The following is a 12,667-nucleotide window of genomic DNA, read 5'->3' on the forward strand; positions in this document are numbered from 1 at the left end:
ACACTATGTCAGCCGTACAATCATACTATAGCGGCTCGTCCCTGTCAATGAGAAAAGGCCATTCCCCTCCCCGGTCCCGGCGGGCCATCTCCTCTTTGGTCAGATAGTGCAGGCCGACCTGGGTCAGACCCTTGGCCGGAGCCGTCGGTCCCGCAAGATCCCGGTCTCTTCCCTCCAGGATCTGCCGAAACTCCCCGGGGCTTGTCGTCCCTGCCCCCACCTCAATCAGTGTTCCGGCGATAATGCGGACCATATTGTAGAGAAAACCGTTCCCGCAGAGGCGGATGGTGATCAGATCGTCTCCGTCTCTTGTGACAAGGGCCTGGTAGATGGTCCTGGTTCTTGTCTTCGACTGGGCGTGAATGGAGGAGAAGGAGCTGAAGTCATGCTCCCCCAACAAAAAGGCAGCTGCCTCCTGCATCTTCTCCTCGTCCAGGTCATAGTGATAGAAGAGACTATCCCTCCGCTTCGTCGGCAGGGGAAATCGCCGGTTTAAGATCCGGTATTCATAGGTCTTATAGGATGCGGAAAAACGGGGATGAAAGTCCTCTGCGGCCTGAGCAGACCCCTGGCAGACGATGTCCTCCGGCAGGCGCTGGTTTAAGGCATAGGCGATCTTGTCTGCGGGGATGCGGGTCCCCGTCTCAAAGAGGATCTCATTGCACAGAGAGTGAACCCCGGCATCCGTCCGGCTGGCCCCGACACAGGAGATCTCCTCTTGCAGGAGGTCAGAGAGCTTCTCATTGACCACCTCCTGGACGGAGATGCCGTTGGGCTGGACCTGCCAGCCGCAGTATTCAGTTCCGTCATAGGCAATCGTAGCTCTCACCCGCATCTGTCACTCCTCTTGCAGCAGGCCCATCCGGATAGAAACCGGCCTGTCTCCTCTTGAACTCTTCTCCCGCTTGCCCCGGCACCCTCAGAGCGCGGGCCCCGGCAAATAGTGGACCGCGATGAGCAGGAGCATGAAGAGACCGATGACAAGGTAGGAGACATAGTCAAGCCGCGTATAGACCAGCGGCTTCATCTTGGTTCTTCCCTCTCCCCCGTTATAACAGCGGGCCTCCATGGCCAGGGCCAGGTCATTGGCCCGGCGGAAGGCAGAGACGAACAGGGGCACCAGAAGCGGAATCATGTTCCTGGCCTTCCGGACGATATTTCCCTGCTCGAAATCCGCTCCACGAGCCATCTGCGCCTTCATAATCTTATCCGTCTCCTCGATCAGGATGGGGATGAAGCGCAGGGCGATCGACATCATCATGGCGATCTCATGGACCGGCACCTTGATCTTGCTCAAGGGATGAAGAGCGCTCTCCAGACCATCTGTCAGCTGATTGGGGGTTGTGGTCAGGGTCATAACGGACGAGCCCACGATCAGGAAGATCATGCGGACGGTCATGAGAATGGCGTTCTTCAAGCCCGCATCGGAGATCACCATAGGTCCCAGCGCGACAAGAGTCCTGCCGGGCGTCAGAAAGAGGTTGAAGAGTCCGGCAATGACAAGAAGCATCACGATTCCGCGCAGGCCCCGCAGCATGAAGGAGACCGGAACCTTGGAGAGGGCGATGATCAGGACCATCCACACCGTCACCAGGAGATAACCGACCGGATGATTGACCAGGAAGAGGACGACAATGAAGACCAGGGTCTCGAAGAGTTTGACCCTGGGGTCCATTCTGTGAATGATGGAATCGGCCGGATAATACTGGCCCAGGGTCATCTGTCTGAACATGACGCCTCCTGCTCTCCTCTCGCAAAGTTCTTAAGGATCTCCGCCTTGGCCTCTTCCACCTTGGTCGCATCGGTCGACAGGTCGAATCCCGCCTCCGCCAAGTCGTGCATCAGATAAGTCACCTGAGGGGCCGCGAGCCCCATCGCCTCCAGTTCCCGATAATGGGCGAAGACCTCCTTGGGACTTCCGTCGAATTGGGCCTTACCCTCATCCATGACGATGATCCGATCCACATAGTTGGCCACATCCTCCATGGAGTGAGAGACCAGGATCACCGTGATCCTGGCCCGGTCGTGTAGTTCCCTGACCAGGTCCAGGATCTCATCGCGCCCTCTTGGATCCAGCCCTGCGGTGGGCTCATCCAGGATCAGGACCTTGGGCCGCATGGCCAGGACCCCGGCGATGGCCGCTCTTCGCTTCTGGCCCCCGGACAAGTCAAAGGGGGAATTCTCATAGAGTTCTTCCGGAAAATGGACCAGGTCCAGGGCCTCTTTGGCCGCAGCCCTGGCATCATCTCTCGACATGCCCTTGTTGCCGGGTCCGAAGCAGACATCCTCGAAGACCGTCGTCTCAAAGAGCTGATGTTCCGGATACTGGAAGACCATGCCGATCTCCAGGCGCAGCTTCCGCAGGGGATACTCCGGCGCGTAGATGTCCCGGTCTTCCCAGTAGATCTTTCCCTCCGTGGCCCTGAGCAGGCCGTTCAGGTGCTGGATCAGGGTCGATTTGCCGGAACCGGTATGGCCGATGATCCCGACGAAAGACCCCTCGGCAATCGTCAGGCTCACATCGTCCAGAGCCTTGATCTCATAGGCGGTGCCCGGACTGTATGAATATGTCACATGCTCTAAGCGTAAAGACATTCTTCTCTCCCTGAATCACACTCTCTGACCGGTTCTCTCAAGGCCGGGCCCGGTCACAGGACCTCTTCCCCATCCGATTGGGGCCGCCTGCTCTCTTTCTCCTCCAGCAGGGCATCGACCAGCTCCTGCCGGGTTAAGATCCCCTCCGGGATCATAAGGCCGGCCTTCCGCAGTTCATGGGCCAGGAGGGTGATCTGGGGCACCGTCAGCCGATGGGACTGAAGCTCCTCCACCTGCGAGAAGACCTCCCTGGGCCGGCCCCGGAGGAAGATCTTGCCCCGGTCCATGGCGAAGACATAGTCCGAATCCACAACCTCTTCCATGTAGTGGGTGATAAGGATGATCGTGACCTTCTTCTTGCGGTTGAGCTCATGGACCGCGCGGAGCACCTCCTCGCGCCCCTTTGGATCGAGCATGGCCGTCGGCTCATCCAGGATAATGCACCTGGGCTCCATGGCCATGACGCCGGCGATGGCCACCCTCTGTTTCTGACCTCCGGACAGACGGTTGGGCGAGTGGCTGTGGTATTTCCACATGCCGACAGACCGGAGGGCATTCTCCACCCGCCGCCAGATTTCCTCTGTGGGGACGCCGATGTTCTCCGGTCCGAAGCCCACATCCTCTTCCACGACGGAGGCAATGATCTGGTTGTCCGGATTCTGGAAGACCATCCCCGCCGTCTGGCGCACCGCATAGGTGTTCTTGGGGTCAGCCGCGTCATAGCCTCCGACATAGAGCGTCCCCCCGCTGGGAAATAGGAGCGCGTTCAAGTGCTTGGCCAGGGTCGACTTTCCCGACCCGTTGTGCCCTAAGATGGAGATGAAATCTCCCTCCGCCACCGTCAGGTCCACCCCGTCCAAGGCCATAAATGAGGCGACGACCTCCCCCTCTTCGTTATGGCGGACATATTCGTGCTTAAGGGCATCCGCCGCAATGATGTTAGACATTTACATATCCTCCGGGGTCCAGTGCAGGCGATGCAGGTCTCCCTTGGTGGTCATATGACAGAAGCGGTTCTGCCGCATGGCCTCATAGGCCACAATGGCGACAGAATTGGCCAGGTTGAGAGACCGAATCTCCCCCTCCATGGGGATGCGGATACAGGACTTGGGATGTCGGACGAGGATCTCCTCCGGGATTCCCGCAGATTCCTTGCCGAACACGATGTAGTCATCCGGGCCATAGAATACGTCCGAGTAGACCTGCCGCCCCTTGGTCGTGGCCATCCAGATCCTGGCGGACGGATTCTTGGCGCAGAAGTCCTCCCAGTCCAGATAGGTCCGCAGGTCCAGCTGCTTCCAGTAGTCCATGCCGGCCCGGGCCAATTTCTTGTCATTGATGATGAAGCCAAGGGGCTCGATCAGGTGCAGACGGGCCCCGATGGCAACGCAGGTGCGGCCGATATTTCCCGTGTTGGCGGGAATCTCCGGCTCATGCAGGACAATATTCAGGGGCATCTACCGGTCCCCCCGCAATTGCGCGACAAAGTCCGCCAGCCGATCCAGGGCCTCCCTCAGGTCATCGATGGAGTAGGCGTAGGAGATGCGGATAAAGCCCTCTCCGGAAGCTCCGAAGGCGGATCCCGGAACCACGGCCACCTTCTTCTCATTCAGAAACCGGGTGGCAAACGCCTCGGACGTCATGCCGAAATCGGAGATATTGGGGAAGGTGTAGAAGGCCCCTTCCGGTGTGAAACACTTAAGTCCCATCTCCTCGAATCTGGTCAGGACATACTTGCGGCGGGCGTCATACTGCTCCCGCATCCCGCTGACCTCCCCGTCACAGTTGTTGATGGCCTGAACTGCGGCATACTGGGAGGTTGTCGGCGCGCACATGATAGCGAACTGGTGGATTTTGAGCATCTGAGACAGAATGTGCTTGGGGGCACAGGCGTAGCCCAGCCGCCAGCCCGTCATGGCGAAGGCCTTGGAGAAGCCGTTGATCAAGACACAGCGGTCCTTCATGCCGGGCAGGGAGGCGATGGAGACATGGTCCAAGCCGTAGGTCAGCTCCGCGTAGATCTCGTCGGTCAGGACGAAGAGGTCGTGCTCTAAGATGACCTCGCGGACCGCCTCTAAGTCCTCCCTCTCCATAATGCCCCCGGTCGGGTTGTTGGGGAAGGGCATGATCAGGATCTTGGTCTTGTCCGTGATGGCGGCCTCTAGCGCTTCCGGGGTCAGACGGAAGCGGTCCTCCTCCCGGAGGGGGATTTCGACGGGAAGGCCGCCGGCCAGAACGGTACAGGGGCTGTAGGAGACATAGCTGGGTGTTGGAATCAGGACCTCATCCCCCGGATCCAGCATGGCGCGCAGGGCAAGATCAATGGCCTCGGACCCGCCGACGGTCACCATAACCTCCTGCCCGGCATCATAGTCCATCCCATAGCGGCGCTTTAAATAGGCGCAGATCCCCTCTCTTAACTCCAGGAGCCCGGAGTTGGACGTATAGAAGGTCCTCCCCTGCTCCAGGGAGTAGATCGCCTCGTCCCGGATCCGCCAGGGAGTGTCGAAGTCCGGCTCTCCCACACCCAGGGAGATCGCGTCCTCCATCTCGGAGACAATATCGAAGAATTTACGAATCCCGGACGGCCGGATCGTCGTAATCGTCTTGGACAGGGGTTCTCTCATAGGGACACCTTCATTCTGTTGTCACGGGGCTCAGCGGACAGGATTGCCCCGTGGTCCTTGTACTTCTTCAGGATGAAATTGGTCTTGGTCGAGAGCACAGAGTCCAGGGTGGACAGCTTGTCAGACACGAAGGAGGAGACCTCCCGCAGGGTCTTGCCCTCAATGGTCACCATGAGGTCGAAGCCGCCGGACATGAGGTAGACGGAGTTGACCTCCGGATAGCGGTAGATCCGCTCGGCCACCGAGTCAAACCCCATTCCCCGCTGCGGAGTCACAGAGACCTCGATCATGGCGGAGACGGATTCATTGCCGGCTCTCTCCCAGTCGATCAGGGTCAGATAGCCCGCGATGACATGGTCCGCCTCAAGCTGCTCCAAGGCATTCATGACGCTGGCCTCATCCGACCCGATCATCGCCGCCAGATCATGGATGCTGATCCTGGCATTGTGCTCCATATAACTTAAGATCTTCTCCTCCAGCTTACCCATATTTCACCTCCTGCCTCATGCCAGCCGATAGAGCTCATCTGTCTTGGGCGTCTCTAAATAGCGCTCTTCCTCCCCGTTGAAGAGGATTCTGTCATTGGAATCCGTGGCCTTGCCGATGACACAGGCCTCGATTTGCGCCTTGGCCAGCTCCATCACGAGACCGTTGCCGTCTTCTGTCGCAATAAGCATACAACCGGAAGAGATTAATTTGTAGGGGTTGAGCCCCAGATACTCGCAGATCTCCACACTCTCTTGCCGGATGGCGATCTTCTTGAGATCGATCCGGCAGCCGCATCCCGAGGCCTGGCACATCTCCCAGATGGCTCCGTAGATGCCGCCCTCCGTGACATCGTGCATGGCTGCCACACCGAATGCGGCTGCGATCCGGGACTCCGGGAGGACCGACAATTCCCGGTCGAAGTCCGCGGCAGTCCTCACAAGCTCCTCCGGGAAATGCTTTTTTAAGTCTTCTCCCCGGTCCTTGGCCAGGATGGAAGTCCCCTCCAGGGCAATTGCCTTGGTCATGACGAAATCCATCCCGGGCCGGACACCGCCGCTTGTGATCAGATGTCCCCTCTTGACCTTGCCAACGCCGGTCACGGACACAAGCGGCTGCCTGACCTGACAGGTCACCTCCGTGTGACCGCCCATGATCTGCATCCCGTCTTCCAGGCAGGCTGCCTCCGCCTGGCGGATGATTTCTCTTAGCACAGACTCTGTCGTGTGATCGGGCAAGAGGACCGTGAGAAGCACCCCGATCGGTTCCGCCCCGGATGAGGCCAGGTCATTGACCGTGACGCGAATGGCAAGATGACCGATGTCCCTGGCTGTCCCCGTGATCGGGTCCGTCGAGAGGACGAAGACCTCATCCTCCTTAAGCCGGACCGCCGCGCAGTCCTCTCCCACGCCGCTGCCCAGGAGAACCTCTGGCCTCTTATTGTGAATCTGTCTGATGACCGAGCGCCGCAGGACGCTTTCGGATACTTTTCCGACTTTCATGACAACTGCTTTCTATGATAAGGACCTCTTAGTTCATCAGAAGCGGTGCGAGCATGGTGATCACCATCGTGACGATCAGGACAAGGATAATCAATCCTGAGACAATTCTCTGCTTCTTGGAACGACGGTTCATAATAACTCCTTCTTCGATTAGAAATGAAGCACTTTCAAGATACTTCGGAACAGGATTTCCAGGCCGGCAATCCACAGGAGGATGCCCCCGGCGGCATAGACCAGGGTCTTCCCCTCGTAGCCGAAGCGGTAGCCCACGAATATTCCCAGGACAGCCGCAAGGACCGATGAGATGAGGATTACGATAAAGACGGTAAGGGTGTGGCTCCCCAGAAATCCGCAGGCGAGTCCCGCCAAAATGGTGTAGATACTGGCCACGGCAATAATCTTGGCATACCGCTGCACCTGGACCTCTCTTCGGGATTCATGCACCAGCTCCCGGCGCACCGCCTTGATCAGGAGGCGGAGTCCCAGGAAGGCGAAGATGAGGACAGCCGTCCAGGACCCCCACCGGTCGGACGGCAGCTGCCAGGTCTGCATGTGCACAATGGTATTGCTGACCAGATAGCCGAAGAAGAAGAAGATCTGCTGCATCAGAACCACAAGGCCGGTGACATAGATCAGGGTCTTGCGGTTGATCCTGGCAAGCATGGCGCCCTCGATTTCCAGGGCCGCGAAGATATCCAGACTGATGCCGGCGACGATCAGTACGATTTCCAGTAAACTCATTTCCTGCTTTCCTCTATCCCTAACAAATCCCCAACAAGTCCCCAACAAGTATCGATTGCTTCCGCGGCATGCGCTCCTCTGTCATCACATCTCCCGGAAGATATCCTTGGCCGCATGCTCCCAGACATAGAGCACTGCCGTTGCGACTTCTTCCGCCGGCAGGCGCATGCCGTTTCGAATCCAGCGCAGGACCGGGTAACTGATGGACTGGGCGTAGTAGTCAGCCACCAGGTCCGGGGTCAGCCAGTCGTAGTCCAGGCGGGCATGGATCCCCTCCGCCTTGGTCAAGGCCAGGATCCGGTCTGCGATACAGGCCCGCAGGATTTCTCCGAATGAATTCTGTCCCTCCAGGCGAGAGGCATTCAGATAGAAGTCCCTCTCCGCCTGGATCTTGGCCAGGACCCGGGTCGCCGCCTCCTTGATCCGCCCGCTCACAAGCATTCCAGTGATGGGCTCCATCAGGTCCCTGCGGACAATCCATTCCAGGAGCTCATACTTATCCCGGAAGTGGTTGTAGAAGGTGGGCCGGATCACACCCGCCCTCTCTGTGATCTCGCGAATCGTGATCTTCTCGATCGGGCGGCGGGTCGCCAATTCCTTCAGGCTCTCTGCCAGAAGCAGATCGATTGCATGACTGCTCTCGACACTCATATCACTCCTCAAATTCCATTGTGACGAAGTAGCCCTTCGGCGTCTCCCTGACGTCTCTCACGACCCCCTCCGTCGCCTTCAGCCGCTCCAGGCTGCCGTAATTCGCCGACATGCCGTAGGCATGCTCCAGAGTGTAGTAATAGGAATTGGGCAGGGCGCTCTCCTTGACCGCGAGCCTCTCTCCGGCCTTCACCAGGTCGAGAAGCTCCGCCCGCTCCATCTTGAATTCCATCTGCCTCACTCGTCGATATCCTCCTCAGAGACGACCTCCGCATCCACAAGCTCCCTGGATGCCCGATTGGTCTGGCGAACCAGGATCATATCTCCGATCGCGTCGGCAATCACCATGACCCCGATCACCCTGGTCACAAGGCTTACGACACCGAGCGCCCCAAAGATACAAATCAGCCCCAGAATCACGGAGATGATCCCGACAGCAATCATCCCCGCCCAGGAGGATGCCTGATAGCCCCTGGACTCCAGGGCAAGACCGATGTCCTGGATCCCGTGATAGAGCATGACCAGGCCGAAGACGGCAGGCAGGAAGGCCGCAACCGTATAGGGTCTTGAGAAGGCCCAGAGGGCGATCAGGACCAGGAGGCCTCCTGACAGACTGCTGAAGACAGACTCTGTCATAAGGCCGCCGACCAGGACAAAAGCCCCCATCAGGAGGACCATAGCGGCCACCAGCCGAACCAGGAAGGTGGTCACGCTATAGGGAGAGAATACCATAACCAGGCCCAGAATCAAGAAAACAAGGGCCTGTGCCGTCACGTGAAAGTGCAGTTTTTTCAGCGAATCAATCATTTTCATTCTCCTTTGCTGTGCTTGTCTGCATGTTTATTTCGCTGTTGCTTCATCAAGTCCTTGACCCGGTCAAAGAGCTTGTAGAGGTTGCGGACCACGGACTCCTGTGCCACAGCGAAGAGGCCGGCCAGGAGGAGGCCCGGGAAAGAGAGTTTCTGCAGGTTGAAGAGGCCGCTGAAGAAATAGCCTCCCAGGATAAAGCCCGCGATCGAGACTGCCAGAACAATCGCCCGATAGACATTGAGGGGACGTATGATCCGGTAGAGGACCAGGAAGCCCGCAATGGACAGGAGATAGGTGGAAGCGGTCGCCACATCCTGCGACCCGATCCCGAAGACCTCAGCGAAGCCGACCAGACCGGCAATGGCGATGAAGGACGTCAGAGAAGCCGGGAAGGCCTGAAACATGGTCGATCGGAAGAAATGCACGTGCTGCTTCTTGTTGTTGGGCTCGAACGCCAGAAGGAAGGCGGGCAGGCCGATATTGAATGCGGACACCAGGGAGATCTGGGCCGGCTCCAGGGGATAGGCGAAGACCAGGATGATCGAGCAGATGGCCAGCATCGCCGAGAACATATTCTTGTAGAGGAAGAGGGTAGCCGACCGGGTGATATTGTTGATATCCCGTCTTCCCTCCGAGATGATCTCCCGCATGTGGGAGAAGTCGTCATCCAGAAGGACCACTTGGGCAGCCTGGCGGGCGGCGTCAGACCCGGACCCCATGGCGATGGAGCAGTCCGCCTCCTTCATTGCCAGGATATCATTGACGCCGTCTCCGGTCATGGCCACCTTCTTGCCGGTCTCCTTCAAGGCCGTGACGATGGACTTCTTCTGCTCGGGCTTGACCCGTCCGAAGACCCGGTACTTCTCGACGGCATCCCGGATGTCCGCTTCCGTCTTCAGCCGGCTTGCGTCCACACACCGGTCCGCGTCCGGAATCCCTACCCCCTGGGCAATCGTGGAGACAGTCTGCGGATTATCTCCGGAGATGACTCGGATCTCCACCTCCTGGTCCCTGAAATAGGCGAAGGTGTCCTCCACATTGGGACGGAGGCCATTCTCCAGCGCGACAAATGCCAGCGGCTCAAACAGACCGCTTCCGCTCTTGTCACACACCAGTGCAAGAACACGCTGTCCCTGCCCGGTTCTCTCTGCCAGAGCCTCTCGGTTGTCCTCCATGGCTTGCGGAGCCAGAAGAAATTCCGGCGCTCCGAGCCGGTAGGAGGCCTGCGGGGTATCAATGCAGGAGTACTTGTGCTTGGAGGAGAAGGGGGTGACCCGGGCCTCCGGCATAGACACCGCATCCCGGTAGTAGTCCTGCAGGGCCTGCATGGTGATGTTGTTGTCCACGCTGGTCGCAATATAGGCGGCCAGGGTCCGCTCCGCCTGATCAGTGATCGCCTCCCCCCGGGGCCCGAATGCCTCGACCACGCGCATGTCATTGTCCGTGATGGTTCCCGTCTTGTCCACACAGAGGATATCTACCCTGGCGAGGGTCTCCGTGGAGTGCATATCATGCAGGAGCACCTTCTTGGCCGCAAGGCGGGCGGCAGACATAGCCAGAGCAATCGTCACCAGAAGATAGAGTCCCTCCGGGATCATTCCGATCACCGCGGCCACCATGGAGAGGATGGATTCTGAGAAGCCCTTCTCATTGAGGATGTAGGACTCCAGGAAGAGCGTAAGCCCGATCGGGATGATGGCAACGCCGGCGATCCTTACGACCCACTCGATGCTGCTCACCATCTCGGACTGCTTCTCCTTGATCTCCTTGGCCTCCGCCGTCAGACGAGAGACATAGGATTCATCCCCCACCCGGGTCAATCGGGCCAGACAATTCCCTGAGACAATGAAGGAACCGGACTTGAGTTCACTGCCGGAGACCTTCTCGATCTCATCCGACTCTCCGGTCAGCAGGGACTCGTTGGCCATGATCCTTCCCTCGAGCAGGACGGCATCCGCCGGAATCTGCACGCCCGCCTCCAGGACCACCAGGTCATCGGTCACAAGCTCCGACATAGGGATCCGGACCTTCTCCCCATCGCGAAGGACCTCATAACTGGACTCCGCCAGGACTGCCAGCCGATCCAGGATCCTCTTGGCGTGCAGCTGCTGTACGATTCCGATCACGGTGTTGGCGACAATCACCGGCAGGAAGGTCAGACTCCGAAGAGAGCCTCCGATTACAACCAGGACAGCCAGGATCAGGAAGATCAGGTTGAAATAAGTGAAGACATTATCCCTGATGATTTCTTTCGTGGTCTTAGAGGTCTCCGCAGTGATGACGTTCACCTTGCCCTGTCGGACCCGGTCCTCCACCTGGGCCTTAGTAAGCCCCTCATTTATATTCTCTTGCATAGTATCTCCTGCTCTTTTGCAACCGGTCTGCCGCTCTCTCAAGAAGATCTTCTCTCAAGCCAGACCACATTCTCGATCCCGTCTGTGAAGGGAAACATATCCACCGGGGCAATCCGCCTGACCTCGTAGGAGCCCGCCAGGATCCTGAGATCTCTGGCCTGGGTCTCCGGATTACAGGAGATATAGACCAGTCTCTTCGGAGCAAGCCGGATGAGGGCCCGAAGGAAGTCCTCGCTTGCACCAGCCCTGGGCGGATCCATGAACACCAGGTCATAGGATTTCCCTGCCGCGGCCTCGGACAAGATAAAAGGCGTGGCGTCAGCGGCAACAAATCGGGCCCGCTTCAGACCGTTTACTCTGGCATTGATTCTGGCGTCTCTGACCGCCGCCGGATTGCACTCGACGCCGGTCAATTCCACTTGACCTCCGGTTCGGCCGGCCAGTTCCACGCCGGCGACGATGCCGATGGTGCCCGTGCCGCAATAGGCGTCCAGGACCCGCTCTCCCCCTTCCAGTCCGGCCATCTCGACCGCCAGACGGTAGAGCTTCTTGGTCTGCTGGCTGTTCACCTGATAGAAGGCGGCCGGTGAGATCCGAAAGCAGGCCCCCATCAGCCTGTCCTCAATATATCCCGGTCCGTAGAGAAGTTCAAACCGGTCTCCCAGGACCATCGAGCTATCCTGATCATTGATATTCTGCAGGATAGTCGTAATGTCGGGGTGGAGTTCCAGGAGCCGGGCCACGAAGTTCCTGCGGGACGGGAAGGCTACCTGTCCTGTCACCAGGACCACCATCAGCTGGCCCCCGTCTGCCGCCCGCCGCACAAGCACATGCCGCAGGAAACCGCGCCCGGTATCCTCCCGATAGGGATCCATCTTGAAGGAGGGAAGAAGGTCTCTGATTGTCGCAATGATCTTATCACAGGCCCGGTCCTCGATCTGGCAGCGCTCGATGTTGACGATCCGATGACTTCCTCTCTCGTAGGTGCCGCAGACGATCCTTCCCCTTAAGCTCCCGCCGAAGACCGCATGCGCCTTGTTCCGATAGTAATAAGGAAAGTTCATCCCGAGAATCGGCTCCGGTCTCCCATAGGCCCTCAGAAGATCAGCCACCCTCTTCTCCTTGATATTCAGCTGCTCTGCATAGGGCAGGCGCTGCATGCTGCAACCGCCGCACCACTTCTCATAGGGGCAGCGGGGCAGGGCGTTGACCGCTTGACTCATCTTTGCTCCTTTATATCCTATCGGACTTCCTGAGATGCCTTCTATCATCCGCTTCTTTTCTCAAACTCTTTCTATTCTACTACGTCCGCTCTCTTTCCCCAACTCTATTTTTCTGCAAATAGAGGACAAGATCTGTTACAATGACCTATGTAATTCATAAACTTTTCACAAATAGTAGA

General features: G+C 58.3%; 14 protein-coding genes. All 14 read right to left on the reverse strand.

All coding sequences use genetic code 11. The features are described 5' to 3' along the window. Nucleotides 1–25: 25 nt before the first annotated feature. Complete coding sequence (gene truA, locus ACO5R6_RS05010) at nt 26–835, reverse strand: tRNA pseudouridine(38-40) synthase TruA (RefSeq protein ID WP_485626092.1); 810 nt, start codon at nt 833–835, stop codon at nt 26–28. 84 nt (nt 836–919) lie between these two features. Next, a complete protein-coding gene (locus ACO5R6_RS05015; protein WP_485626093.1) occupies nt 920–1,732 on the reverse strand; it encodes an energy-coupling factor transporter transmembrane component T family protein in 813 nt (270 codons plus the stop codon). Beyond that, a complete protein-coding gene (locus tag ACO5R6_RS05020; protein WP_485626094.1) occupies nt 1,717–2,595 on the reverse strand; it encodes an energy-coupling factor transporter ATPase in 879 nt (292 codons plus the stop codon). The genes ACO5R6_RS05015 and ACO5R6_RS05020 overlap by 16 nt, the downstream gene beginning before the upstream one ends. 53 nt (nt 2,596–2,648) lie before the next feature. Continuing rightward, entirely contained in the window at nt 2,649–3,542 is an 894-nt protein-coding gene (locus ACO5R6_RS05025; protein ID WP_485626095.1) for an energy-coupling factor transporter ATPase, read from the reverse strand. Beyond that, the gene (locus tag ACO5R6_RS05030) at nt 3,543–4,052 is read right to left on the reverse strand and encodes a tRNA (cytidine(34)-2'-O)-methyltransferase (RefSeq protein WP_485626096.1); all 510 of its coding nucleotides are present in this window, start codon (nt 4,050–4,052) and stop codon (nt 3,543–3,545) included. Further along, a complete protein-coding gene (locus ACO5R6_RS05035; protein WP_485626097.1) occupies nt 4,053–5,222 on the reverse strand; it encodes a pyridoxal phosphate-dependent aminotransferase in 1,170 nt (389 codons plus the stop codon). Then, on the reverse strand, nt 5,219–5,701 hold the full coding sequence (locus ACO5R6_RS05040; RefSeq protein WP_485626106.1) for an Lrp/AsnC family transcriptional regulator: 483 nt from the start codon (nt 5,699–5,701) through the stop codon (nt 5,219–5,221). Before ACO5R6_RS05040 ends, ACO5R6_RS05035 begins: the two co-directional genes overlap by 4 nt. A 24-nt stretch (nt 5,702–5,725) precedes the next feature. After that, nucleotides 5,726–6,709 carry an AIR synthase family protein gene (locus ACO5R6_RS05045; protein ID WP_485626098.1) on the reverse strand — a complete coding sequence of 328 codons (984 nt, stop codon included), beginning with the start codon at nt 6,707–6,709 and terminating at the stop codon, nt 5,726–5,728. A 150-nt stretch (nt 6,710–6,859) separates the two neighbouring features. Continuing rightward, the gene (locus ACO5R6_RS05050) at nt 6,860–7,450 is read right to left on the reverse strand and encodes a manganese efflux pump (protein ID WP_485626099.1); all 591 of its coding nucleotides are present in this window, start codon (nt 7,448–7,450) and stop codon (nt 6,860–6,862) included. A gap of 84 nt (nt 7,451–7,534) precedes the next feature. Continuing rightward, complete coding sequence (locus ACO5R6_RS05055; RefSeq protein WP_485626100.1) at nt 7,535–8,101, reverse strand: TetR family transcriptional regulator; 567 nt, start codon at nt 8,099–8,101, stop codon at nt 7,535–7,537. 1 nt (nt 8,102) lies between these two features. Further along, complete coding sequence (locus tag ACO5R6_RS05060; RefSeq protein WP_485626101.1) at nt 8,103–8,342, reverse strand: hypothetical protein; 240 nt, start codon at nt 8,340–8,342, stop codon at nt 8,103–8,105. Then, complete coding sequence (locus ACO5R6_RS05065) at nt 8,339–8,908, reverse strand: HdeD family acid-resistance protein (protein WP_485626102.1); 570 nt, start codon at nt 8,906–8,908, stop codon at nt 8,339–8,341. The genes ACO5R6_RS05060 and ACO5R6_RS05065 overlap by 4 nt, the downstream gene beginning before the upstream one ends. Nucleotides 8,909–8,910: 2 nt before the next feature. Next, nucleotides 8,911–11,265, reverse strand: coding sequence for an HAD-IC family P-type ATPase (locus tag ACO5R6_RS05070; protein WP_485626103.1), 2,355 nt, complete (start codon nt 11,263–11,265; stop codon nt 8,911–8,913). Nucleotides 11,266–11,303: 38 nt separating this feature from the next. After that, nucleotides 11,304–12,488, reverse strand: coding sequence for a 23S rRNA (uracil(1939)-C(5))-methyltransferase RlmD (rlmD, locus tag ACO5R6_RS05075; RefSeq protein WP_485626104.1), 1,185 nt, complete (start codon nt 12,486–12,488; stop codon nt 11,304–11,306). Nucleotides 12,489–12,667 lie beyond the last annotated feature (179 nt).

Source organism: Shuttleworthella sp. (genome assembly GCF_057251025.1).